Raw genomic sequence first — 24,945 nt, 5'->3', positions numbered from 1 at the left:
TCAGGCACCAGGTGAAGGGGTGGGGTTAGTCGGCAGCAAGCCCGGCGGTAATGACTTGCGCGTTGTGTTGCATCATGGCGATGTAGCTGGGGGCAGCCCCATCGGGGCCGGACAAAGCGTCCGAATAGAGCACACCGCTGATGGGCAAGCCGGCTTCCGCCGCGATCTGGTCGATCAGGCGCGTGTCGGCGATGTTTTCGGAGAAGATGGCGCCGGCATTCTGATCGCGGATATCGCGGATGAGGCCTGCAACATCGGCGGCCGATGCTTCCGATTCGGTTGAGACGCCCTGCGGGGAAATGAAGTGGATGCCATATTCGCCTTCGAAATAGCCAAAGGCATTGTGCGCGACCACCACTGTACGGCGGTGCTCTGGTAGCGCAGCGACGCTCTCAAGAATTTGCGCGTGCAGATCATCCAGTTCGCCAAGGTAGGTGTTGCCAGCAGCGGTATAGGCTTCGCAGGACGCAGCATCCGCAGCGCAGAACGCCTCGACGATGTTTTCGACATAAATCTTGGCATTGGCCACTGATTGCCAGGCGTGCGGATCATATGCCCCAGCGTGGAACACCGCCTGACCATCAATAAAGTGATAGTGCCCGCCACCAGGCTCCTCGCGTGTTTCGATACCATCGCTCAAGGTCACGATTTCGGCCTTGGTCGCGCTGGCGGTAATCAGCCGGTCGAGGAAGCCTTCGAATTCCAGTCCATTGTTCAACACGACATCGGCGCCTGCGAGCGCAATGGCATCGGCAGGACGCGGCTCATAGACGTGGGCGTCCCCATTGGGGCCCACTAGGGTCCTGAGCTCGATAAGGTCGCCACCCACCTTTTGCGCGAAATCGCCGATGATCGAGAAACTCGCGACGACCTGAAGCTTCTCCTGAGCAAACACCGCTTGGCTAGGCAATGATATAACAGAACACAGCAGAGCAGTGGACAGTTGACGGATCATGGGGAGGACCTTTCAGGCAGTTCGGTGAGATGGGCGTGGGCGCAAGGTGATCAATAGGCCGCGTCGGCCCGCAACCACGGATACGGCATAGGCAACGCCCGCGGACAGGATCATGGCCGGGCCCGATGGCAGGCTCAGGTGGTAGGACAAGAGAAGTCCGGAAATGGACGAAGCCATGCCGATCGCCACCGCGAGCAGGGCCATGGTTTCGACGCGACGCGCCCAGAAACGGGCTGAAACGGCCGGCAGAACCATGAGACCGACCGACAGCAAAGTGCCCAGCGCCTGAAATCCGGCCACCAGATTGAGGACGACGAGGCCGAGGAAAATGAAGTGGACGGGCGAACCGAGCCGCGACACCGAGCGCAGGAACAGGGGATCAAGGCATTCAGCGACCAATGCACGCCAGAACACCGCAAGGGTGAGCATGGTCGTCGCGGCGACCAGTCCGATCAGCACCAATGCATCGGTATTGAGCGCCAGCACCGTGCCGAACAGGACATGCATGAGGTCGATGCTGGAGCCGCGCATCGACACCATCACCACGCCAACCGAGAGCGCGATCAGATAAAAGGCCGCCATTGAGGCATCCTCCTTCTGGATGGTGAAGCGAGACACCGCCCCTGCGGCCAACGCCACCACGACGCCCGCCGCCAGTCCGCCAATGGTCATCGGCACGATTTCAAGGCCGAACATGAGAAAGCCGGCGGCCGCGCCGGGCAAGATGGCGTGCGCCATGGCATCGCCGGTCAGGCTCATGCGCCTCAGCATTAGGAAAACGCCCACCGGCCCGGCGCTGAGGGACAGCATCGATGCACCCAGAAGCGCTTTCTGCATGAACGCGAATTCAAGAAACGGGGCGATGAAGACGTCGAACAGCCAGTTCATGAGGCGCGCTCCTGATGAGCATGGCCATGAGCCGGTTCGCACCACGGGGCAGTCTCGTCCCAGGCTTCGTGGAATTGACGCGCCTTGAGCAGATTGCCGGCATCGAGCACATCGCGCGCATCGCCCCAGGCCACCGGCCGGCGTGCCAGCAACAGGGCCTCGGGAAAATGTTCACGCACCAGGTCAAGGTCATGCACCACGACCAGGACAGTCCGCCCTTCTTCGGACTGCCAGCGCTTGAGCAGAGCAACAAGGTCGGCCACTGTCCGGGCATCGACGGCATTGAACGGTTCGTCCAGCAGGATGAGGTCCGCGTTCTGGACCAGCACCCGGGCGAACAGGGTCCGCTGCATCTGCCCGCCGGACAAGCTGTCGATCGGCCGGCTCTCGAAGCCGTCGAGACCCACGCCCGACAGAGCTTGCCGAACCGCGTCGCGATCATCCTGCCGGTGGCGGCCAAGCAGTCCCCGCTTCGGCCAGAGGCCCAGCGACACGAGATCGATAACCCGCGCGGGGAAGCTGCGGTCAACTTCGGACTGCTGCGGCAGATAGGCCATGCGCAAGCCGCGCTGCACGGTGCAGCGACCGGTCATCGGCGGCAATATGCCGACAATGCCCTTCATTAGCGTGGACTTCCCCGAGCCGTTCGCACCGACAACGGCCGTCAACGATCCCCGGCGCACGGCACCGGTCAGGTGGTGCACCGCCGGGTGCCCGCCATAGCTAAGCGTAAGATCGGAAAATGTGACGACGGCTGGCTGCACGAAAAGAGCTCGAAAAGCGGTTGCTGAAATTTCGTGACGTTATTACATTACAGACAATGCGAAGCAAGGCCGGAATTGAGATGAATCAACATGCAGCGCTCACTCCCAATCAGAAGCAGGTGTGGGACGCGCTCCTGGCGGCCAGAGTGCCACTGGGCGCCTATGCATTGCTCGACCGGCTCAAGGGCAGCAATTTCAAGGCACCGCTTCAAGTCTATCGTGCGCTCGACAAGCTCGTCGAATATGGAATGGTGCACCGCCTCGAGAGCCTCAATGCTTTCATCGCTTGTGCCCATCGGCACGGGGAAGGACCCACCGCTTTTGCGATTTGCAATACCTGTGGGCAGGTGGAGGAGTTCACGGATGCCGATATCGGTCGCGGGCTGACACGCTGGTCCAGCAACCAGCCATTCGCCATTTCCAAGGTGACCGTAGAGCTGCGCGGACTTTGCCGGGATTGCATTGGAGCGGCCCGATGAAACAAGCTCTCGGACATTTCGACAATCCCGTGCCCGTCTATCTGCTGACCGGTTTCCTCGGCTCGGGAAAAACCACCCTGCTGAACCGCATGTTGCGGACCGACGCCCCCCGGACAGCGGTGATGGTCAACGAGTTCGGCGATGTGCCGATCGACAATGACCTGTTCAAGGTGGACGGCACAGCCTCGGACCTGATCGAGACCTCCACCGGCTGCATTTGCTGCGAACCGGGCAATGACATAGTAAGCACCCTGGCGCGGCTGTCCGAAGCCATGGACAATGGAGAGGTTAGCGCCGTTGACCGGGTGGTCATCGAAACCACCGGCCTTGCCGACCCTGCGCCGATCATCAACCAGATGCTGATGTCGTCCCATCACTCCATCGCGGGGCGTTTCTTTGCATTGGCAGCCGTCATCACCACGCTCGATGCCCTCAAGGGTGAGGAAACGGTCGAAGAGCGTTTGCTCGCCCACAAGCAACTGGCCTTTGCCGACCGTGTCGCCCTGACCAAGGCAGACATGTTGCACGATGATCCAGCGGGACGGCGCGAGGCGCTTGCGGCGCTCGTGGCGCGCATCAATCCGTCGGCTCGGATCCTCGATATTCAGGACCCGCTGGCGCAGCCCGAGACACTACTTGACCACGGAATTTATGCGCCGGATGGACGAAGCATGGACGTACTCGCCTGGCTCAAGGACGAAAGCCCCCTAGCGAAGGCTTTTGGCGTCCAAGCGCCCTCGCAATGGCTGCCTGGGAACCGGCACTCGGATGTCTATACCAAGAGCCTTGTTATTGAAGGGTCGGTGACATCGCGCCAGGTCACGACGTTTCTCGACATATTGATGCGCGCCGCGGGTGACCGGCTTCTGCGTCTCAAGGGGCTGATCTCGCTCGCAGATGATCCTGGCCGCCCCTATCTCATCCATATCGTGCAGGGCATATTCCATCCGCCGCAGAGGTTGCAATCCTGGCCGAGCCAGGATCATCGCACCCGCCTTGTTGTCATTGCCGACGGGATCGACGAAAAGGCATTGGAAAGTTTTCTGCTCACGCTCAAGCCGAAAAAGGTACGCAGGAGCAAATCCTGAAGTTGAGAAGAGGAACCCCGTGTCTGAGGCCATGATCATTGATCCCGAGCGGCTTGTTCTGGTGCGTAAGACTCGCAAGATCGGCCGGCCGAAACTGGCCAAGCTGACAGGTTTGAGCGAGCGCGCCATTGCCCGCCTCGAAGGAGCGCTGAACGCTAAGGGTGACGTGCCGCTCGCTACGGTCCACAGAATCGCAATCGCCCTTCAGGTGCGGCCCGAGCTCCTTACCGGCCAATTGCCCTTCACCATGGCGGCCCTGTTGCCGACAGAAGTTCCAGACTGCTGCAGCTGTGGAACCTGCACCGCCCACTAGGGAATGATGATCTCGCCGGTTACGCGCACCAGTTCGAACCGGCTAAGACGGACCTAGACCTCGACCTCGACCTGCCAGGTGCTGGCGACATGGCTTGAGGACATGTGGCGGATCGACGGCATGACCATCCCTGAGCGAGATCGGCGCGCGCAAGAGCATACTATCTGGCACTATACCACGCCCTCTCGCGATGACTGGCTGAACGGCAGCTCTCGGGCTCAACAAAAAGAGCTTCGAACGGCTGATTTGGGGTCGATGCTGATCGGCAGCGGCGGGGTGGGAAGGGGACAGTCCGCTTCCGGGCGGCATTGTTGGGAAAGCCGCCGAGGCGCCGCATTTGGATTGCAACGCGCCCCTGATCGGCTCGCGTTAGTTGAGGAAGCTCGCGGCGGTCGCCTCTATGCTTCTCCGTACGGCCTCGGAGCCCGACGTTGCCTTGAACTCATCCGAGAGCGAGGCGAGCGACTTTTCCACCTTCAGCAACCAGAACTGCACGGCGGTACGCTCGCCCGCTGTGAGATCGCCGCTTCGCGCCGCCATGAATGGCCGTACAAGATCCAGTACCTTCACGGCATAAGACCTATGACTCTCGTCGGCGAGCATTGCATCGATCCGCTCGATCCCGATAATTATAGCGTCGATATTGAAGATCGCCTGGCCTCGCTTCTGCTCTGTCGCACGCAACAGCGCGATGCGAAAAGCTTGGGTGTCGATCTGGTAGGTTTGGAAGCCTGGAAGATCTTCGGCCTTCCGGTAAGCGGTGCCAATATACTCATCGGCCGTATCGAGCCGGGGTGTCTCGGTCATCGCAAGAGCATACTGAAGCCAGAATAGCGGCTCTGCGTTTACGCGTTCGTCATAACGGAGGCGTTCGTAAATGCTGCTGATGATCGCATCCGGATCCCCCTTCCCCAGCAGGGTTCTGCGCAGGCTCGAATAGGCAATCATGTTCGACATGAGGATGCGGTACGGTCGCTCGCTCCGCCGACGGGCCGCAGCCAGCGTCACCTCCACCACAACATCAGCGATCTCGTCAGGCTCAATGAACTCGGCAATTACGAACGACGAAAAGACCGCGGACCGGGCCTTGAAGTTGTCGGCTGAAGTCTCGAAAATCTCATGCGACAAATCCTCAAGTGGCTTGAGCGCAACGAACGGATCTTCGCCGACTACGGATCGTACGAAGGCGGCACCGACTTCCGTCTGATGCGTGGCGATCAGCATCGTCATGACCAGGATACGCCGTGTGGCTCGCTTCTCGAACAGCGGCCCCAGTGTCGCCCGAACGCGGTCCCGGATCGCTGTGTTCTTGAACAGACCTAACAGCAAGTCACGAAGGTCGCTCCGATGATCCTCGGCGGGTGCGCGAAGCCCGACACGCTCGCACAATCGACCAAAGGCTATGACCTCCGCGCGTGTGAGAGCATTAAGGCTGACCCTGTCGAACGGTCTGGGTAGAAGCTTGGTGAGCTCGTGAAACCGAACCTCGAACGTCCCTGTGCGAATCTCAATCACGAGCTTGGCATTTGGAAGCGCCTCGCGGAGACCGCGCAAGCTGTCTTGGGCAACGGAATATTGGTCGACAAAGACGACGACCCTGTCGATGGCGGCAAGCGCTGCGAGCTCGCGTTGAAGATCTGGATGGCCGGGCCGGAGCATAAGACAGGTCCAACCTCTGGAAGAAAGCTCGAAAGCCAGAAGGTGCAGGAAGATTGACTTGCCGTTTCCAAGTCGACCATCGACCACTAGTGATTGCTTGGACTCAACAGCCTCTGCCGCAACGCGCACGGCGTCCGCACGCGCTATCGCGTAATCTTCACCAGGTTGCGAACGGGCAAGACGACCGGCATCGAAGTCGCCATAAACTAGCAGGTCGAACACCTCGGGAGCGGTCGGACGAGCGCCAGCCTTCCGGTCGCGCGTTGGTGCCAGGGAGCGGAATGACCGCAGGTTGTCAATCCCCGGGGCGGCTGAGCGCGGAGCGCAAGCGAGCGCTTGGGCAAAACCGTCAGTACCTATGAACATCGTGCGCCCGTAAAGGGCGGTTCGGCGTAAGAAGGTCTCATCTGGGCCAGCCCCTTGGATAAAGACGGTTCGCTCGGCAAGTTTCGGATTGGCCATTAAAAGGCCGGCGATATGGTAATCGGCGAGGCTGTAGCCAACGATGTATAGGGCGCTTGCGAACGCCAGATCGCGCTGGAACTGATCGTACCATGGCGATCGAACGACATATTGGTTCACATAAGAACCCTCGCCGAGCACAAGGCTGTTCTTTACGTTCTCGGGCGTGATCAGGCGAATGCTGCCATGGAGATGCACTACGGCTCCGTGAGGGAATTTATTCGGAACCGGCTCCGAGACGTCGAAGGCGTTCGGTGGCTCTTTATTGTTTAACCGGTGCAATTCTACCGCATCGTCGTAGTTGGTTGAGTAGATGCGTCGCCATGGCTCGTCGAGCACGGCCTTTTGTCCATCAGTCAGTGCGGTCAGCCGAAAGATTCTGTAAAGCTCGTCGCGCAGTTTATGGGAGTCGTCCTCGGCGAACTCGTCGCTGAGGACTTGCAGATCGTAGTCCGTATCTAGTGGAAGGCCGAGCTGTTGAATGAAGTGGCGGCGCAGCCCCTTTCCATTCGGCGGGCTGTCATTCGCGATGTTTGTCGCGCCAAGACTGAAACCGGAGCCGAGGAATAGAATCGAGGATTCGGGGTCGCACTCTTCAATTCTATCCATATCGTGCGCCATCTTTATCCCCAATTGATTGATACTGCGGCAAATCGTATGCGACGGCAGCCTTCAAGGATATCTTCGCATTTCTAAGAGCTTTAGGCTATCAGTCGGCAAACCGCCCCACAGATTCATCTCCGGCAGTATCTGAACGACGGCAGCTTTTAGACAATCGCTGAAGCATCATGAATGGCAATAATGGGGTCGAAAGCCGCCAATGGCCGCAAATGTGGCAGCAGGTCGGCGGCATCACCTGCAGCCAGACTGAACAACGGATCTCAAGCGTGGCAAGCAACAAAACGTGCGTGATCGCGAGTACGGCGATCCGACAGTGAACCCAGCTTGCCAGCGAGTTGGCTGACCTATACTGTCACAGTTGACCGTCACGGTGCCGGTTCTTGATTGTCCTTTTTGTGTGACGGGACAATGGCTTACGCGGAAAGCGGGTTCGAATCCCTCTCTCTCCGCCATTTCTGAGCGATCGACGTCGCCAAGCCTCCCAGCGCGTTTAGGTTATACCGCCGCAAAGGTAAGCTGAGGTACTCCGCATTTGCTTTTTCCATATACCAGCCACGAGACTCCTGGACGTAGTCGGCAAGCTCGTGGCCGAGGAAAGAGCCCGGCTTTCCCAGGGGAGCGCAGTCATGTCCTGCGTAACGATATCTCCGGTGCATGGGCCCCAGGGAAATCCTGAAGTCATAATGCTTGCGTTCGCGGCCAAATTCTCGGAACTTCTACCATAGGTTTTGTTGAGGTGCCCGAATGAGATGGATTGCTGCCTTCACGGCTACGCTGCTTGTTACGAGCCTTGCAGCAGCGCAGGACTTCGATCCGTATTCAGGTCGATACGAGTCAGATGATGGTCAACTGATCGCGGATGTTGCACCCGTATCCGAAGGCGCATATGCAGTCTCGATCACCACCACGGTGAAGATGACCGAGGAGTTCAACGGATGCGGCGGCGGCGTCGACGGCCAGGTCGAGATTGTCGACGGCAGCGGCCTCATGCAGGTGCAAGACCAGTTTTCTGATTCCGATCCGATCAATTCCGAGGGCTCGGCTCCGTATTGCCAGGTCGATCTTCAGTTCGGCGAAGATGGGACTTTGCTGATCGAGGAGATAGGCGGGTGCCTTAGCTTCCATGGAGCATCGTGCTCGTTTAGCGGCACGCTTACTCACGAAGGCGCGGGAATCTAGAGCCGCAACGCTGGGCTGTCATGGTCGTATCAGCGGACCGGCACTACCAAGGCCCCTCTCGGCAGCGGTGGTAACGCTGTTTCAAGGATCTTTGCTGTCCAACAGGAGAGATAGACGAGGCGCGCCCGGGCTGGAGTGAGGACTATCGCCCTGCTTGTTGAAAGAATGTGCTATCCATCTGCATCCCGCGTCAGCTCCCCTGAGATGGTGGGGACCAGTTCAGCGATTGTGGGATGGATGTGCATGGTGGCGGCCAGATCGTCTGCCGTTGCCCCTCGCTGTATCATGTCCAAGATGGAGTGAATCGCTTCATCGCCACCGGGCCCCATTATCGCGCCGCCGAGAATCGCGCGGGTGTCAGCGTCGACGACGATCTTCATCAGCCCCCTGGTCTCACCCTTTTCGATGGCGCGACCCACTCGGGTCATCGGGCGTTTGCCGATCAGGACTTGGTGCCCTTTTGCAAGAGCTTCAGTTTCGGACATCCCGGTCCGGCCCAGCGGCGGATCGATATAGAGGCCGTAGCTCATGACGCGGTTGGAGACCCTGCGAGTGCCGCCATCGAGCAGGTTCGACGCGACAATCTCGAAGTCATTATAAGAGGTGTGGGTAAAGGCGCCCCGGCCGTTGCAGTCTCCCAATGCCCAGATGCCGGGAGCACTGGTTTCGAGGCGCTCATTGACCTGAACAAAGCCACGCTTGTCCAATTCCACACCAGCTTTGCCCAAGTCCAGATCATCGGTATTTGGCTTGCGGCCCAAAGCAAGCAGAACATGCGAGCAGACGATTTCAGGTTTGCCCGATGCGCAGTCCACCTCGACCACAGGACCTGTCTCCGAGCGCGAGAAGCGGATGCACTCGGCATTTGTGCGCACTGCAATCTCTTCGGCTTCCAGCACCTCGCGGATCGCCTCCGAGATCTCAGGGTCTTCCTTGCTGGCCAGCCGCGGTCCGCGCTCGACAATGGTGACACGAGCCCCGAAGCGCCGGAACATCTGCGCGAATTCAAGCCCGATATAGCTTCCACCGACAATCACCAGATGATCAGGAAGCCCGGTCAGTCTGAAGATATCCGAGTTGGTCAGGATGCCGACCTGCTCCAGCCCTGGCAGGTCGGGAATGGCGGCGCGGGCACCGACATTGAGAAAGATCTGGCTTGCGGCATAGATGTCGTCGCCCACCCTCACGCGGCTGGGCGACTCGAACCTTGCGTGCCCCCGCACCAGGGTCAGCCCAGGCATGCTCTTCAGCCAGGATTCGACGCTGTTGCGGGAATTGCTGCTGATAGTCAACGCCCGGCGCAGAACCGCGCCAAAATCCACCTCTGGAGCTGCGCTGATGCGGATGCCGTATTCTTGAGAATGCGCCACGGAGTGCGCGATCTTGGCGCTGGCCACCAAAGCCTTGGTTGGTGTGCACCCCGTGTTGACGCAAGTGCCGCCGACCTGTCCGCGCTCAATAAGAGCGACCCTTTGTCCAGCTGCCGTCAGCCGCGCTGCCAAAGGCGGGCCAGCTTGACCTGCACCGATGATGATCGCATCGAACGTCTTCATTGAGGCGCCTTGGGTTGAGTGCGTAGAAGCCACTTCGAAGTTTCACGACTTGAAGGCCGAGGTAAAGCACTATCGTCTCTGCTTCACACTTGAGCCGCCTGACATGAAACCTGGCATGCGGTGCTGCAGGACCTCTTCCGCATCAGGCAAGGCTCGCTCCAGGCGAGACCATGCCCATCCCGCTCATGAAGATGGCTGATCGAGTTCGGAAGGCTTTTCGTCGCTGCCATAGGCAAGATGCTCTGATATGGCTGCGAGCAGCAGAAAGCGGGCATCGTCATCGAGATCGCGCAGGATGGCATAGGCTCGATCGAAATCGCGCGTCCCGATCAGCGCATTGGCGACAAAGAGCCCGTGACTGCCCGTTTGGTTTCCGCCAAGAGCCAGCGCCTCATCTGCCGCCCCGAGACGGACATATTGCACCAGCGCTGGTTGGGCGAACAATGCCAGGTTTCCAGCGTCGGCGCGCACATCCCGCACTAGACGATCGAGGATCTGTCGCGCCTCCTCGTGTGCGCCGATGTCGATCAGCGCCGCCGCAACCGGAACCACAATACCTGCATAGGTTTGCGCGTCTGTGCTGATGGCGGTCTCGGCTGCCGCAAGAAGCCTGGTACGCGCCTCGGCGACACGGCCGGTGGCGGCCAGCGCCGGGGCCAGATCGGCTTCGATCCGCGCGGCAGCCTCGCGTTCGGGCGCTGCGTCGAGAGCCTCGATCGCCGAAATGACCACGGGCGCGGGGTCCACCCCGCGGGCATGAAGGCCCAGGGCAACCCCGGTCCAGATCGCTCCGTCATAAACGCTCGCCCCATCTTCGGCGAAGAAGGCGATGGTCTCGGCGGCATCCTTGCGTGGCTGGTCGGAAGGGTCAAACTGTGCCAGCGTTCTGAACAGCAACACTGCCTCGGCGGGACCAAGCGACAGTGCGCCGACATCGAACCAAGCATAAGCATTGCGGGAGAGATTTTTCGCCTGATCCGCGTCACCAATCTCATCGGCTGCTTCGGCAAGCTGTTCCATCAGAGCCAAAGTCATCGGGTTAGGAGGAACCTGATTGAGTTCTTTGGCAAGTTTGTCGAGCAGAGCGCTGGCTGCGGTCTGATCGCCGGCTGCGGCAAACGCCTGGGCATATTGCGGGATCAGGCCGGCATGATCCAGAAGATCGAACCCCTCTGCTTGAGCTGCTGCGCTGGCACCAAGCACCGCGAGCGCTTGGGCCTGTCGCCCGGCCTCCTGCAGAAAGCGTGCATGGGGCAGCGCGAAATCCTGGCGCCAACCTTCCTGATCTACTGCTTCATGGGCAGCAAGTGCCGCCTCTTCGTTGCCATCCGCCAATTCGGCACGGGCCAGGTTCGCGTTGATGCGAGCGGCTGCAAAAGGATCACTCGCGGTCGCATCCAGTCCGTCCCGTATTTCATCTGCAATGCAAGCTGTTGTAAGCGGGCCCCCGCAGGCCGCGTGTACAGGCAGAACCGGTACGGTCAGACAAGCTGCAATCAGCAGCAAACAGTAGGATCGCATCGACGTCCCCAGTCACATCTTACCCAAGATCTAACAAAAGGGGCGGGAATGTCTCGAAGTTCCTCGACGAGTGTGCGCGCAAGTCATAGCGCCTTGGGCATCGAAGTGAGACGGTCGCGTTCTGCTGCCTGGCCAAGTCGTGCCAGCAAATCTTTGCTCACCACTCTTGAGCTGAATTTCATAGGGAGAGAGCCGTCAACAGCTGCTTGGAATCGAGGCCAGTCGAGGAGCGCGGATTCCACGATCTCTCCGTCTCGATGATCGGGCTGGAACGTGGCTGGCACGGACAAATCGTAGATTGCGAGGACTTCGCGGTGAAGTCCCAGCTCACTCTCGTATCGGACCACGATGTCTTTCACCTTCCGGGCGGTTGCCGACAAGCGGCGAGGCAGGCCGACTTCCTCCTCGCTTTCCTTTGCCAGTGTTTCGACAAGACTAGCGCCGGCGGGCTGTCCACCGGCGATCATGGTATCGTAGGCGAGCGGCGCTGCGTTGGACGATGCCGAACGCCTTGAGAGCCACACACGCGGCCGCAGCGTGCCCTCCGCCTCCACTAGTCCATTGACGTGGATCTTCGTCGCCCAGAGACCCAGAGCACGCAAGGCGCTGCGGTCGATGGTTGCGAGTTGGGCGCCATAGGGTTCGAGCCTGACCGGCATCAGTTCATGGCGCTCAGGTCCGATCAGGCCTGCAGCAAACAAGGACGCTCTTATGGCGGCGAAGGCTTCATCAAGTCGAGTGCCGGGGTCGAGCGAAAGACGCTGATCGATCAGCCTGAACAGGCGCGCCCGGCTGAGGTGGTCGGCAATGACGGGAGTAACATGGCCCAAAGCATCGCAGTTCCCCCTTAGATACCACGGCATGAAGGAGGAGGGATCAGAAGTGGCAAACATCATTTCGCAAAGATTAGAGCGGAGTCTGGTGAAAAGCTCAGATTGACATGGGATCCGACCGACGCGCGGTGAGTGGTGACAGCGGAGATGGCATTTCCGGCCACATCGACAACGAGGCGCCAATTCCGGCCTTCGAAAAGACAATGGGTCACCCGGCCCTGGAGGCTGTTCCTGGCAGGATCGCCTCCACCCTGGGTGACGTCCACCCGGTCCGAGGCCAGCATGAGGGTAAGTTCCGTGCCCGAAGGTGCCGTTGCAAGCTTGCTGTTGCCGGTATGCGCAATGTGGAGTGGTTGAGCGCCGACCTGCATGGTGATGGCCCGCTCGTCCGAGTGCGCGATCAACGTGCCTTCGATGCTGGTATCGTAACCGGCAAGAGTTGCGATCCAGGCGGAACGGGGAGAGGCGAACAGGGCCTCCGGCGTACCCACCTGCTCAATTTCGCCCTTGTTCATCACCACCAGCACATCGGCAAAGGATGCTGCTTCAAGCGGGTCATGCGTCACGTAAAGAACAGTTTTGCCAACCGAACGGAACAGTGTGCTGAATTCCTTGCGCATCTCGAGGCGCAATTGCACGTCGAGATTGGACAGCGGCTCGTCGAGCAAAAGGAGAGCGGGATCGGTCGCCAATGCACGCGCGATCGCCACGCGCTGTTGTTGCCCGCCCGAGATTTGCGAGGGCAGGCGGTCGGCCAAGGCGGAAATGCGCAATTGATCAAGCAGAGCCAATACCCTGGTCTTGCGCGATTCCGTATCAAGCCGATCAAGCCCATAGCCAACGATTTTCTCGACGCTCATATGGGGCCACAGGGCATAGTCCTGAAACACCATGTTGAGTTGGCGCTTATGGGGCTCCAGCGCCCAGCCAGGCGAGGAAAGCGTCGTGCCGTTTACCGCTATGGTGCCAAGGTCGGGGCGATCGAGACCGGCAACGAGGCGCAGGAGGGTGGATTTGCCGCATCCCGATGGCCCCACGATACAGGCAACCTGACCTGGAGCAATGGTGAGGCTGACATCGTTCAGCACGGTCTGAGGACCGAAGCGCCGCGTAAGGCCGCTTATTTCAAGCATGGGTGTTGTCCCTGATGGGCTGGGTACGAAGAAGGCGGCGAATAGCGCGGTCCGTCGCAAAGCGGATACTAACGAGGATGGCGATCGTGATGCCGCCGGCCACCAGAGTTGCCGCGGTTGCGGCGCCGAACTGTCCCTGTTCGAAAGCGCGGTTGACATAGACCGGCAGAACATCGAGGCGGGGTGGCCGCAGAATGGAATTGATCGCGAGGTCGAATATGGCGGAGCCGAAGGCGGTAAGCGTAGCAGACACCAGCGCAGCGGCAACGAGCGGAATAACGATGGTGCCGATCCGCCGCCACAAGCCTGCTCCCTGCAGCGCTGCCGCCGAAAGCATGTTGGCCGGCACCTGCGCCATAGCGCCAAGAACCAGGCGGATGGCGATCGGTATCGCACCGGCAACGCCTGCCAGAACCAGGATGGAGGGGCTGCCATAGAGCCGAAGGCCCAGACTGTCGAGAACCGGTGAGTTCCACACAAAGATATAGCCGATACCGAGCACCACGCCGGGTACGGCCAGGCTAAGGGTGCAGGTGAGATCGATCAGCCTGTTGAGGCGGAAATCGGAAAAGGTCACCACATAGGCGGCGGCCGCTGCAAGGATGCCGCTACCAAGGGCGGACAGGGCCGCGATGCCGAGGGATGCCTGAAGCGCGCTCAGGAAGGCTCCACCCGTCTCGAGCACGGCGAAGTAGTTGGCAAGGGTCAGATTACCGGGACCGAAACCATCACTGATGCGGCCAGTAAACGACACAAGGACGCTCGACCCCACAGGGATGACAAGGGCGACCAGCAGTGTCACGAGAGCAAAGATGTCAGCGCTGCGCGAGTGGCTGCCGCGGCCGTCTGATAGTCGCGCCTTACCGCCTAGGAAATCGAAACGGCGATTCCGCAGGATCCAGAAATAGACGATGACCGCGGCCAGCATGATCGCGGTGACGTAGAAGGCGAGCACGCCTGCCAGATCGAAGCGGATCGGCGACTGATTGATGGCGACATAGATCGCATAGGTCAGCGTCGGAAAACGATAGGTCGTGGCGAGAGCTGCGGGCAGACCGAAATCGCCAAGGACATCAATGAAGATCAGCACAGCACCCGACAGTGCTGCCGGCAGCAGCATCGGAATGCGGATAGTCATGAGCACACGGATGGGAGACGCGCCACACAGGCGCGCGGCGTGCACATAATCATCCATGCGCCATTGCAAGGCTGCCGACACGGCAAGATAGGCAAATGGGAAGGCCTTGAGGCTCATGATGACGGCCAGTCCCCAGGGATTGAACACGAGGTCCGGCACAAAGCTCAGACCCAGCCATTGATTTGCCAGACCGCCGCGGGTGGCAAAAAGCATCCAGCCCTGCGCCAGAATAAAGGAGGGCAGGATGATGATGGCCCAGGCAGCGATATCAAGCGCTGCCGCTACGGCCCGATTGGCTGACTGCCGCGAGAGCGCCAAGGCACAGCCCAGAACCGTGCCGACAACGGCTGCAACGGTGGCAAGGAACAGCGAATTCGTCAGTGAACGCTGCCACAAGGGGCGGCTGAACACTTCCAGCAGTCCGGAAAACCCGGCCTGACTGTTCTGGCTGGTGAAAAGACCGGGAACAAAGGCTTGGATCAGCACGGTTGCGAGTGGACCAAGAACCAGAACGATCAGGCACGTGACAACCGCCAAGCCAAGCCAGTCCTCTGCCTTGAGAAGGTGCTTGCGCGAAGGGGCGTGTCTTGTCGCCGGAGCAGCCGATGCTGCAGGAAAATAGGCCATGATAATGAAGCGTCCAGTTTGCCCGCTCGCCCAAGACAGTGCCTTGAGCGAGCCAACGTGTGCGACTACTGGACCGCGCGGTCGGCGAACCAGGTCTTGATTGCAGCTTCGTTCTCGACGGCGAAGTCGTTAGGCGCCACACGGTAGATCATGCCTTCGGGCGGACCATCGGCACGTCGCGCCGCGCCGGTGACGGTTGGCTCGAAAAGACCGTCGGCGGCCACGGCATTGGCAAGATAGGTCTGAGTTTCAGGCACGAGCAGCCACTGCACGAAGGCCTTGGCCGCTTCAGGCCGCGCCGTTCGGGCCTGGATGCCGACGCCGCGGACCACGCCTGGCGCGCCATCTTCGGGCCAGACGATTTCGACCGGCGTTTCACCGGCGGCCTTGAGCGAGTAAGCGACCTGGGAGGTGATCATGGCAACGGAGAGATCGCCAGCTGCGATGGCCTGTCCGACCGGGCCGTTGGTCCGGAACACGCGCATGCCGTTGTCGAAGAAGCTGGTAAACAGCGCCTCGGCGCCCTCCTGCCCAAGCTCATGGAAGAACTCTGCGACGCACGGGTAAGCGGGAGCGGCGACTGCCGGGTCGGCCATGCCGAACTGGCCGTTGAAGCGGGCGTCGGCAAGATCGGCATAACGGGCTGGCGGAGTGTCGACGAGGTCGGTGCGGTAGAGCATGACGCAAGATGCGGCCTGACCGATGGGGAACCACGACCTGTTCTCGGGCAGTTGCGCAAGCCCAATCTTGTTGAGATTGCCGATATTGTCGGGTTCAACGTTCTGCATCAACTGCCCCTGCTGATCGAGGCTCTGGAAGACGTAGGAGCCATTGTAGATCAGCACGTCCCATTGTGGGTTCGACGCTTCGGCGGCGATGCGTGCCAGGATCTCGCCTCCGCTCATCTGCACGACGTCGATCTGACGGCCGGTGTCGGCCTCGAAGCGGTCGGTGATGACGCCCTCGAAATCGTTGGTATAGAGCACGAGAGGCCCGGTCTCATCCTGGGCGATGGCGGGAAGGGGCAGGGTGGCGACCGCTGTCAGGGCAGCTATGCCGAAGGCTTTGGAAAAAGGGGTCATGGCAAGTTCGCTCTCAGCCAGAGTGGTGTCGAGCGCATCGGCAAGCCCGGCTTGAGTGATGCGCGAGCCTTGGCTAGGCACGCTGTGTGACAGTGGGATGAAATGGCCCGGCGCCTTCGTCGGAACCCTGTGTTCCGAATCTGGAACCTGCCGGTCTCCCAAAAGGACAGCATGTTTCACCTGGTCTGCAAGCCGGTCCGCCTCGCGCCGCAAAGTTCGGTTCATGAGGCGGCGCGAGGGGCTGAGGAGGCTGATTGTGACGGCAGGACCAATCCAGCCGGGCACGGTCAGCACCAGCGAGCCCGCGTATAGGGACTGTCTTGCCGCATATTCGGGGACGAGCGCAATGCCCGCTCCAGCCTCTGCCATTTGCACGAGCAATCGGGCGTCGGTCGAAATCAGGCGAGGAATGGCTCCCAGGTCGTGGGATGAACCATCGAAATGCTCTAGACGCCAAAGGCGGGCATTTGGATCGTTATCAAAGATCAAGAGCCGGTCATTCGGCAAAGCCTGCGGGGATGAGGGTGCCTTAAACCCTGGTGCAGCCACGAGAACTTGCGGGTTTCGGCAAATGCGGCGCTGGATCAGGGAGGTATCGCGAAGTTGCCAATGATGGGCGAGGAGGTAGAGATCGATCCGATCCAATAACATCTCCGGTTCTCGCGCCGAAAGCTCGAGAGCGAATGACAGTGAAGCAAACTCGGCCAGTTCCGCTGCAACCAGTTCGCCGATGACATCGGAAAAGAGCGTTGCCGATTGGATCGAGACGCGGCCGCCAATATCCTCCCTGCCTCCCAGAAGAAGATCTTCCGCCCGCTGGGCTGCGCCAACGACGTCCCGTGCTGCCCGATAAACCTCTTCACCGGCAGAAGTCAGGCTAAACTCGTCGCCGCTCCGAACGATGAGGCGCGCCTTGAGATGTTCTTCAAGCCCAGCCAGGCGACGGCTGATGGTTGATTTGGGAAGCTGCAGGGCCTTGGATGCACGAACGATCCCCTTGTTCTCAACGATGCGAACGAATAACCTGAGATCGTTGAGATCAAGCATGCGACTGGTGAACTCCTGATGCAGTGGTCCGCGTAATGCGTGCCGGTGACAGTGAGAAGACTATGTGACCGCCATAGATCAAGGTTCGATGTGCTGCCGCAAGATCAGCATCAACTGAAGAGCGCCCCCGCAATCACCGCCGAATCCCAGCAATCGAGCGGCTCTTTGTGGCTGCGCATATGCGAGCGGGCCGGATCGTGCGCCAGAGGACAGAGAAAGAGTTCAACCATTGAAGGCGGTCAGAATAGAGGCCGAAGGCCAAACCGAGTTTGCGGAGGTGGAACTGCGTTCACCGGGCGCGAAAGAAGTGGTGCTGGCCATTCGCCATGTCGGTCTGTGTGGCAGCGATCTCAACACCTTCAAGGGCCTCAATCCCCTCGTAGAACTCCCGCGCATTCCCGGACATGAGATCGGCGGAGAAGTGATCGCGGTGGGAGCAGATGTCGATGCAGGTCTGCTTGGCCAGCGCGCCATCGTCGTTCCCTATACCAATTGCGGCTCCTGCTCTTCTTGCCGCAAGGGCCGGCTCAACGCCTGCCGCTACAACAAGACACTGGGCGTGCAGCAGGATGGCGGGCTTGCCGAATTCCTCGTGCTGCCAGCCGAAAAGCTCATTCCCAATGCCAGCCTTGCACCTGCCCATCTGGCTCTGGTCGAGCCGCTCTCGGTGGGCTTCCATGCCGTTGCGCGCGGCTCGGTCGCAGCGGGAGAAACCGTGGTAGTCCTGGGCTGCGGCATGATCGGCATGGGTGCGATCATCGGAGCCGCGGCACGTGGAGCCCGCGTCATCGCCGTTGATGTCAACGCCCAGAAAGCCGAGTTCGCGTGCCAGTTCGGCGCCAGCGATGTCATCGTTGCCGGAGCCGAAGACGTAGCCCAGCGGATCGAGGCGTTGACGGTTGGCGATGGAGCCGATGTGGTCATAGAAGCCGTAGGCCTGCCGCTGACTTTTACCCAGGCCATCGACTTTGCCGGTTTCGCCGGTCGCGTGGTCTATGTGGGCTATTCCAAGGCGCCCGTGAGCTATGAAACGCGCTTCTTCAACCTCAAGGAGCTCGATATCCTGGGCTCCCGCAATGCAACCCGCGCCGATTTCGAGGCGGTGGTGGCCTATCTCGAAACACTGGGGGCCCAGGCGGATGCACTGATCTCGAAGCGTTTCGCCTTTGACAAGGCCGACCAGGCGCTTCCCTTCTGGGCTGCCAACCCCGACACGCTCAAGGTAGTCATCGAGCTGGCGCCGTGACTGGGTCAAGGCCGCCTCCGGCTGGCCCGCTCCGGTTTTAAATACCCTAGCATGGTTGAATGGGGCTCGAGTTTTTAGTCGGCAGGTCACGTCGGTCCTCAGGTTATTCAAGTCACGCTTCACTCCCCCGGACCGCCGGGTGATCATGGGCGCAGGCCGATCATTGGGAATTCTACCAAGTTACTTCCCACCCGCGACCGGTGCACAATGTGCATGTGGCCCGGGAGGAATGGCATAGGGAGGGTCTGATGGCACGCCTTGCCGCTTTCTGGCACAGGCAGGAGGGTGGCGCGGCGGTCGAGTTTGCCATCCTCACACCGGTCTATCTGCTGATGCTCGCCGGCATGTTGGCCTACGGGCTCTATTTCGGCGCAGCCCATTCGCTGCAGCAATTGGCGGCGGACGCGGCGCGGGTCTCCATTGCCGGGCTCGACAAGGCAGAGCGCAGCCGGCTCGTGCGCGCCTATCTCGAAAACAATGCCGGAGCGTATATGCTGCTCGACCAGCAGCACCTGAGCTTTTCGATCGGCGAAAGTGCAAGCGATGCCAGCCAATATCGCGTCATCTTGCGCTATGACGCTGAAACTCTGCCGATCTGGAATCTCTATCCGCCGCTGCCCCTGCCCAGCCGGGTCATGACCACTGGTGCAACTATAAGGAATGGTGGGTTGTGAGCCGGTTCGCGCAGGATGAGCGCGGCAATATGGCGATACTCTTCGCGCTCGCCTTTTCCCTGATCGGGGCGGTTGCGGCCATCGGCGTCGATTCCGCAGCGCTTTATCATGAGCGGCGCATGATGCAGGGTGCGGTCGATCTTGCTGCGCTGACCGCCGCAAACCAGCCTCTCAATGCGCAGGCCATTGCAGAAACCGTCCTTGCCGATGCCGGCTTTGTTGACGCTAGCCGTCTTGTTGTGACAACAGGCCACTATGCCCCCGATCCTGCGCGCAGCCCAGCCGAACGCTTCGTGCCGAACGGCGTGCCCGTCAATGCGGTCAAGGTTGGGGTGGAGCGGCCGGGGCGGCTTTATTTCGGCACGAGCTTCATGCAGGCGCCGCTGATCGGTGCGGAAGGCCTCGCCATGGTCGAGCCGCTGGTTTCCTATTCCCTGGGTTCGGGACTGGCCAGCCTTGATAAAGGCATTGCCAATCGCCTGCTTGGCAGTCTTCTCGGAACCGGCATTTCGCTTTCGCTGGTCCAGTATGAGGGGTTGGCGCGGGTGCGGGTCGGGGCCCTCGATTTTCTCGATGCGCTGGCCTTCGAGATGCAATTCGCCGCCCTCACCTATGACGATCTGCTTCATGCGAGGCCCAATGCAGGGCAAATCGCCCGTGCGCTGGCAACGCTGGTCGGGGGTGCGGAAAAGACAGCGCTGACAACCATCGGCCTGGCAGGTTCGGGCAGCCGGGTGAGCCTCAACAAACTCTTTGATCTCGGCCCTTTGGGCGGATTGGCTGTCCAGAGCGGCAGTCCTGGGTTTGGAGCAGACCTTTCGGTACTCGATATCCTTTCTGCCGCAGCCATGCTGGCCGACGGCAACCGCCAGGCAGCGGATATTGATGCCGGTCTCCCCGGCATCGCGGGGGTCACCGCGACCCTTGCTGTGGGCGAACCGGCTCAGGGAGGAGGCTGGTTCGCTGTCGGCTCCACAGGAACTGTTCTGCGCACCGCACAGGTGCGGCTTCGCCTGAAAGTTTCCGTAGCCAGTGCGATCCGTAACTCAGGCCTCATTCAGCTGCCGATCTGGATGGATATTGCCCATTCCGAAGCACAGGTGACAGCCATCACTTGCCCGAGCCAAAGCAATCCCTTGGGCTCGGCGGAAATTGCGGTGCTGCCTGGCGTGGTGCGGGCTGCTATCGGCGAGGTGAGTGATGCGCAACTGCGCAGTTTCGGTGTTCCTCTTACCGTCGTCCGCACGACGATCCTAGATGCCCTGCTGGTTAAGGTCGTTGCCTCCGCTCAAATCCAAATGGCGCAGTCGCGCATGATATCACTCGGATTCACCTCCAATGATATCGAGGCCGCAAAAACAAAAACCGCGAAGACGACAGGTCTTGTCACCGCACTGCTTCTATCGCTCTTCAACACCCTTGATGTGCGGGTAACTACCTTGCTCGGACTTGGCCTCACCGTAAGCGAGGTGATCTCTTTGCTTGATGCCGACCTCACCCCACTTGCCGCTCCTCTCGACACCGCCCTTGATGCGCTTCTGGCGGCGCTGGGTCTGGGGGTCGGCGAGGCGGATGTGCGGGTTTATGGAGTGCGGTGCTCCAATCCGGTGCTGGTCGGCTAACACCGTGCCAGATAAACGAGGGCAACGGCTTGAAATTGCCGCTCTTGGGCCGCAAGACACCCTTATGGTTGAGGAGGTTTCGCGATTCCTAGCGATGCAATGACACTCATGGGACTGGGCATCGGCGCGGTGGTCGTCGTGTGGCTGGTCTTTTCCGTGGTCAAGAAACTTGTCGGCATCGCCATCGTCCTGGCGCTTGCGGGGGCAGCCTGGTTCTTGTGGTCCAATCCGCAGCACCTGGCGCCCATCATGGCCTGGCTCAGGCAATTTACCGGGTGATGCCTGGGCCGGGTGCGATTGGCCAGCCAGCAGGTGCGATGGGCGAGGCCTGTGAAGTGTTGCAGCTTTCCCGCAGCCGCCTGCCAATGAAGGGCGGGTCATCTCTTGATCTTGCAAGGGGCAAACGAAGTTTCTAATCGTCGGGCTGATCGGCCTTGGGGGCTCGGCCGGGATCGAAGCGGTTTGGGCTAAGGAGTGCCCCGTGACGCAGTTGAGAAGCGCAATTCTTGTTCTGTCGGCGCTTGGGCTTGGAGCGCTGCCCGCCTGGGCGCAGATCCGCACGACGCCTCCGCTTGTCGAGGCGAACGGCATGTTTGAGCTCGATGCGCTGGGCCACCGGCTTTCCATGCCTCTGCCGGACTGGCTATCTGCCGGCACCGGACCCGCGATGGAGCGGGTTGAAGCAAATTTTCTTGCAGATGAGGGGCAGGCGCTTCTCGAGATCTACCCTGAGGGTGAGAGCGAAGCCCTCTGGACGACGCTTTATGGCGCACGCATCAGCCATGACGAACGCGAGCGCACCCTGGCGGACTATCGCGCCGCACTGATGATGCTGCATGCCAATAGCTGCAAGCCCGAATTGACCGGCTTTTTCCAGCTCGGGCCGGACGACGGCGACAAGCTGGCGCCGCTCGGCTTTGTGTGCGGCGCTTATCAGGACCAGTACACGAGCTATCGCGGGCTCGGCGAGGTGATGGTTGCCAGTTTCCGCCGGTCCGATACCGGCGTGGCGATCATCTATCAGGAGTGGCGCGGCAAGGCCTTCAATCCCGCCGATCCCAACTCCTGGCCCGTCTCGACAAGCATTGTGGAAGCGCGCGCGGCCCAGCTCCAGTCCCAAGTGAGCCTGAGCAAGGCGGATTGACGGCGCGGCCTGGAGGGCCTAATCCGCTTGCCCATGAAAAAAGACAACAAGCCCCTGGGCCCTAGCCAGCGCATGCTGCGCGTGGGCGAACTGGTGCGCCATGCGCTGGCGGACATTTTCGCACGTGGGGAAATCGAGGACGAGGCGCTGGCCGGCTCCGTCGTCACCGTGCCCGAAGTGCGCATGACGCCGGACCTCAAGCTCGCCAACGCCTATGTGATGCCGCTTGGCGGAGCACATGCCGACGAGATCGTCACCGTTCTCAACCGCCATGCCAAATATATCCGCGGCCGCATCGCCCCGCGCATAAACATGAAATATGCGCCCGAAATCCGCTTCTTTGTCGACGACACGTTCGACGAAGCCAGCCGGATCGATGCGCTCCTGCGCTCGGATCGCGTCAAGCGCGATCTTGACCATGATGGCGATGACAGCGACGAAGACTGAGCGCGTGACCGAGCAAAAAAAATCAAGGAAGCGCCCCATTTCGGGATGGGTGGTGCTCAACAAGCCCTATGACTTCACCTCGACCCAAGCTGTTGGCAAGGTGCGGTGGTTGTTTTCCGCACTGAAGGCGGGCCATGCCGGAACGCTCGATCCGCTTGCGACCGGCATCTTGCCCATCGCGCTCGGGGAAGCGACCAAAGCCGTGCCGCAGGTGCAGGATGGCACCAAGGTTTATCGTTTCTCTGTTGTCTGGGGTGCGGCAACCACCACCGACGATCGAGAGGGCGAAGTGATCGCCACATCCGATATGCGTCCCGAGCGGGCGGCGCTCGAAGCGGTACTACCCCAGTTCACGGGCCTGATCATGCAGCGCCCGCCGATCTATTCGGCGCTCAAGATCGATGGCGAGCGCGCCTATGATCTGGCGCGGGCCGGCGAGGCAGTCGAGCTCGCGCCCCGTCCCATCGAGATCGACGCTCTGGAGTTGATCGAGCATTCGGCCGAGGCAAGCACGCTCGAGGTCACCTGCGGCAAGGGCACCTATGTGCGGTCGCTCGCGCGTGACATTGCCGAAGTGCTCGGCACGCGCGGCCATGTGGGCAGCCTTCATCGGGCCGCCGTTGGGCCATTTTCGGATCAAGATGCGGTGACGATCGAAGCGCTTGAGGCAGCAGAAGAGGGCGCTGCCCGCGATGCCCTGCTGGCTCCGGTGGCTGCTGGGCTCGCCGAACTGCCGGAAATCCGCCTCGACGCGGGGCAGGCGGGTGCCGTTGGCAATGGCAATCCCGTGCTGCTTACCGGCGCCGCAGCGCCTGCTCAGCTCGACGAATGCTGGGTGAGTTTCAAGGGCAAGGTACTGGCGACCGGCTCCGTCGAATTCGGCCAATTCAAGCCAAAGCGGGTTTTCAACTAGAGCCGATCATTCCGTCCCGATCGGCCAGTAGCCCTCATCCTCAAGTGCCCGCCGCAGGCAGCCTTGAATGGCAGGGCTCCGTGGACGCCTCAGATCAGCGCGTCCACATCCCTGGCCAGGGGGATTGCCGGTTGCGCGCCGGGGTTGAGGCAGGCGAGGCTTCCCGCGACAGCGGCGCGGCGCATGGATCTTTCGAGATCCAGACCGGCATCGAGGCTGGCGGCGAGATAACCGCAAAAGGTGTCCCCGGCGCCTACGGTATCGACCGGGGTCACCTTGTGTGCCGGCACCGAAACCTTCCCCTCCGGCGAAACGGCGCGGGCACCATCGGGACCGAGGGTGACTACGATCGTGCGGCCGGTCTTGCGCACCCACTCGTCCATTGCCGCATCGAGTTCGTCGATAGGGCGGCCGGACAGCAGGGCAAATTCGGTTTCATTGGCCACCACGATATCGGCAAGCGGTGCAAGATCAGGAGTGTCCGGCAAAAATGGCGCGGTGTTGAGGACGCTCCGTGCGCCTTTTTCCCGGGCAATTTCGAGAGCGCGGCGCGTTGCGGCCTGCGGCACTTCCTGCTGAACCAGAATAGTGTCGGCTCCGGTCAGAGTGCCAAGCGTGCGCTCAGCGTCTTCCGGACTCACCGTGCCATTGGCGCCAGGCAGGATGGCGATGACGTTCTCGCCGTCCGCATCGACAAAGATCATGGCAATGCCGGTCGCCGCATGCGCCTTGCGCACCTCTGTGAGATCGACTCCACCCGCAACAAGCAGTTCGAGCGCCATGTCGGCGAAGGCATCGTCGCCGACAGCTGACACGTGGCGCACATTCGCACCCGCCCGGCATGCGGCCAGAGCCTGGTTCGCGCCTTTGCCGCCCGGCGCCATCGAAAAGGTCCCGCCAGCCACTGTTTCACCCGGCTCGGGCAAGCGAGACACGGTGCCGACCTGGTCGAGATTGCTGGAGCCGAAAACAACGATCACGGGATTACCTTTTGAACAGTGTTCCAATTGCGCATAGTGCCAAGCACGTCCCTGCCCAGCCGGGCATAAAGCGGCTTCAAGACAGCGTCCACGCCTTCCGTATAGCGCCCATTGGGCTGGCGATAGCCGGCAATGTAGATTTCCCGTGGATCGACGCGCAGGATCTCGGTGTGGCCAGCGATGCCCTCGAGTGTGAGTCCAGTCGGCAACGGCGCTTGGAACAACAGCACGTGGCAGGTGAGGTCGGCGGCCGGATCGAGAGCCCCGAAAGGGTGCTCCGCCAGCATGAGGCGGATTTGGGCTTCCGAACGCATGATGACGCCGACCTTGAAGCCGAACTGGGTCTCGATCAGGCTTTCAAGTTCGATCCGGGTCGCTTCACTATCGCCTCTGTGGCGAAAGCGTATATTGCCGCTGGCGAGGATCGTCCTGACCTCGGCATATCCGGATGCTTCGAGACATGCCGCAAGTGCGGCCATCTTGATTTGCCGCTTGCCCAGATTGATCCCGCGCAAAAAAGCGATGTCCCAGCTCATTCCGTTCTCCCCGACTGACAGGTAGCACTGCCCGAGCCCGC

23 protein-coding genes are annotated in these 24,945 nt (G+C 60.8%); 11 read left to right on the top strand and 12 right to left on the bottom strand.

The features are described from left to right. Nucleotides 1-25: 25 nt before the first annotated feature. The 3 genes from BM364_RS17270 to aztA are packed head-to-tail and all read right to left on the bottom strand — an operon-like array spanning nucleotide 26 to nucleotide 2,607. Nucleotides 26-955, bottom strand: coding sequence for a metal ABC transporter solute-binding protein, Zn/Mn family (locus BM364_RS17270; RefSeq protein WP_092426804.1), 930 nt, complete (start codon nucleotides 953-955; stop codon nucleotides 26-28). A 12-nt stretch (nucleotides 956-967) separates the two neighbouring features. Then, nucleotides 968-1,843, bottom strand: coding sequence for a zinc ABC transporter permease AztB (gene aztB, locus BM364_RS17265; RefSeq protein ID WP_092426802.1), 876 nt, complete (start codon nucleotides 1,841-1,843; stop codon nucleotides 968-970). Then, the gene (gene aztA, locus BM364_RS17260; protein ID WP_092426800.1) at nucleotides 1,840-2,607 is read right to left on the bottom strand and encodes a zinc ABC transporter ATP-binding protein AztA; all 768 of its coding nucleotides are present in this window, start codon (nucleotides 2,605-2,607) and stop codon (nucleotides 1,840-1,842) included. The genes aztB and aztA overlap by 4 nt, the downstream gene beginning before the upstream one ends. 80 nt (nucleotides 2,608-2,687) lie before the next feature. Between aztA and BM364_RS17255 the strand changes: the two genes are divergently transcribed. From BM364_RS17255 to BM364_RS17245, 3 genes are read left to right on the top strand one after another with little or no spacing between them, the layout of a single operon-like run. After that, nucleotides 2,688-3,086: a Fur family transcriptional regulator gene (locus tag BM364_RS17255; RefSeq protein WP_092427270.1), complete on the top strand. Its 399-nt coding sequence runs from the start codon at nucleotides 2,688-2,690 to the stop codon at nucleotides 3,084-3,086. Next, the gene (locus BM364_RS17250) at nucleotides 3,083-4,174 is read left to right on the top strand and encodes a CobW family GTP-binding protein (protein WP_092426798.1); all 1,092 of its coding nucleotides are present in this window, start codon (nucleotides 3,083-3,085) and stop codon (nucleotides 4,172-4,174) included. Before BM364_RS17255 ends, BM364_RS17250 begins: the two co-directional genes overlap by 4 nt. Nucleotides 4,175-4,193: 19 nt before the next feature. Continuing rightward, on the top strand, nucleotides 4,194-4,487 hold the full coding sequence (locus BM364_RS17245) for a helix-turn-helix domain-containing protein (protein ID WP_139232622.1): 294 nt from the start codon (nucleotides 4,194-4,196) through the stop codon (nucleotides 4,485-4,487). A 369-nt stretch (nucleotides 4,488-4,856) separates the two neighbouring features. Here BM364_RS17245 and BM364_RS17240 read toward each other — a convergent pair whose 3' ends face one another. Beyond that, entirely contained in the window at nucleotides 4,857-7,229 is a 2,373-nt protein-coding gene (locus BM364_RS17240; protein ID WP_092426794.1) for an SIR2 family protein, read from the bottom strand. 744 nt (nucleotides 7,230-7,973) lie between these two features. Between BM364_RS17240 and BM364_RS17230 the strand changes: the two genes are divergently transcribed. Then, entirely contained in the window at nucleotides 7,974-8,408 is a 435-nt protein-coding gene (locus tag BM364_RS17230; protein ID WP_092426789.1) for a hypothetical protein, read from the top strand. 170 nt (nucleotides 8,409-8,578) lie between these two features. On the opposite strand, the gene BM364_RS17225 is transcribed toward BM364_RS17230, so the two are convergent. From BM364_RS17225 to BM364_RS17200, 6 genes are all read right to left on the bottom strand, one after another. Further along, nucleotides 8,579-9,961 (bottom strand): FAD-containing oxidoreductase, encoded by a 1,383-nt coding sequence (locus BM364_RS17225; protein WP_092426787.1) that lies wholly within the window; start codon nucleotides 9,959-9,961, stop codon nucleotides 8,579-8,581. 183 nt (nucleotides 9,962-10,144) lie between these two features. Next, a complete protein-coding gene (locus BM364_RS17220) occupies nucleotides 10,145-11,482 on the bottom strand; it encodes a hypothetical protein (RefSeq protein ID WP_092426784.1) in 1,338 nt (445 codons plus the stop codon). An 83-nt stretch (nucleotides 11,483-11,565) separates the two neighbouring features. Continuing rightward, a complete protein-coding gene (locus BM364_RS17215) occupies nucleotides 11,566-12,312 on the bottom strand; it encodes an NUDIX hydrolase (RefSeq protein WP_139232621.1) in 747 nt (248 codons plus the stop codon). A 62-nt stretch (nucleotides 12,313-12,374) separates the two neighbouring features. Beyond that, nucleotides 12,375-13,448, bottom strand: a complete 1,074-nt coding sequence (locus tag BM364_RS17210) for an ABC transporter ATP-binding protein (protein WP_092426780.1) — start codon at nucleotides 13,446-13,448, stop codon at nucleotides 12,375-12,377. After that, on the bottom strand, nucleotides 13,441-15,213 hold the full coding sequence (locus tag BM364_RS17205; RefSeq protein ID WP_092426778.1) for an ABC transporter permease: 1,773 nt from the start codon (nucleotides 15,211-15,213) through the stop codon (nucleotides 13,441-13,443). The genes BM364_RS17210 and BM364_RS17205 overlap by 8 nt, the downstream gene beginning before the upstream one ends. A 65-nt stretch (nucleotides 15,214-15,278) precedes the next feature. Then, the gene (locus BM364_RS17200; protein WP_092426776.1) at nucleotides 15,279-17,342 is read right to left on the bottom strand and encodes a LysR family transcriptional regulator; all 2,064 of its coding nucleotides are present in this window, start codon (nucleotides 17,340-17,342) and stop codon (nucleotides 15,279-15,281) included. Nucleotides 17,343-17,571: 229 nt separating this feature from the next. Between BM364_RS17200 and BM364_RS17195 the strand changes: the two genes are divergently transcribed. The 7 genes from BM364_RS17195 to truB all read left to right on the top strand — a co-directional run bounded on the left by BM364_RS17195 (nucleotide 17,572) and on the right by truB (nucleotide 23,388). Continuing rightward, the gene (locus BM364_RS17195; protein WP_092426774.1) at nucleotides 17,572-18,588 is read left to right on the top strand and encodes a zinc-binding alcohol dehydrogenase family protein; all 1,017 of its coding nucleotides are present in this window, start codon (nucleotides 17,572-17,574) and stop codon (nucleotides 18,586-18,588) included. 248 nt (nucleotides 18,589-18,836) lie between these two features. Then, nucleotides 18,837-19,262, top strand: coding sequence for a TadE/TadG family type IV pilus assembly protein (locus tag BM364_RS17190; RefSeq protein WP_092426771.1), 426 nt, complete (start codon nucleotides 18,837-18,839; stop codon nucleotides 19,260-19,262). Further along, on the top strand, nucleotides 19,259-20,884 hold the full coding sequence (locus BM364_RS17185) for a TadG family pilus assembly protein (RefSeq protein WP_092426769.1): 1,626 nt from the start codon (nucleotides 19,259-19,261) through the stop codon (nucleotides 20,882-20,884). Before BM364_RS17190 ends, BM364_RS17185 begins: the two co-directional genes overlap by 4 nt. Nucleotides 20,885-20,983: 99 nt before the next feature. Then, entirely contained in the window at nucleotides 20,984-21,163 is a 180-nt protein-coding gene (locus tag BM364_RS17180) for a hypothetical protein (protein WP_092426766.1), read from the top strand. Nucleotides 21,164-21,365: 202 nt separating this feature from the next. Next, nucleotides 21,366-22,028, top strand: coding sequence for a hypothetical protein (locus BM364_RS17175; RefSeq protein WP_092426764.1), 663 nt, complete (start codon nucleotides 21,366-21,368; stop codon nucleotides 22,026-22,028). Nucleotides 22,029-22,061: 33 nt separating this feature from the next. Further along, nucleotides 22,062-22,475, top strand: a complete 414-nt coding sequence (gene rbfA / locus BM364_RS17170; RefSeq protein WP_092426762.1) for a 30S ribosome-binding factor RbfA — start codon at nucleotides 22,062-22,064, stop codon at nucleotides 22,473-22,475. Between the two features lie 4 nt (nucleotides 22,476-22,479). Further along, nucleotides 22,480-23,388 (top strand): tRNA pseudouridine(55) synthase TruB, encoded by a 909-nt coding sequence (gene truB, locus BM364_RS17165; RefSeq protein ID WP_092427267.1) that lies wholly within the window; start codon nucleotides 22,480-22,482, stop codon nucleotides 23,386-23,388. 89 nt (nucleotides 23,389-23,477) lie between these two features. On the opposite strand, the gene BM364_RS17160 is transcribed toward truB, so the two are convergent. After that, nucleotides 23,478-24,368 (bottom strand): ribokinase, encoded by an 891-nt coding sequence (locus BM364_RS17160; RefSeq protein ID WP_092426760.1) that lies wholly within the window; start codon nucleotides 24,366-24,368, stop codon nucleotides 23,478-23,480. Next, entirely contained in the window at nucleotides 24,365-24,904 is a 540-nt protein-coding gene (locus BM364_RS17155; protein ID WP_092426758.1) for a DUF1697 domain-containing protein, read from the bottom strand. Before BM364_RS17155 ends, BM364_RS17160 begins: the two co-directional genes overlap by 4 nt. Nucleotides 24,905-24,945 lie beyond the last annotated feature (41 nt).

Source organism: Devosia crocina (genome assembly GCF_900116545.1).
GTDB classification, from domain to species: domain Bacteria; phylum Pseudomonadota; class Alphaproteobacteria; order Rhizobiales; family Devosiaceae; genus Devosia; species Devosia crocina.
Note: the sequence above shows the minus strand (reverse complement) of the source record. Positions and strands in the feature narration are given on the sequence as shown.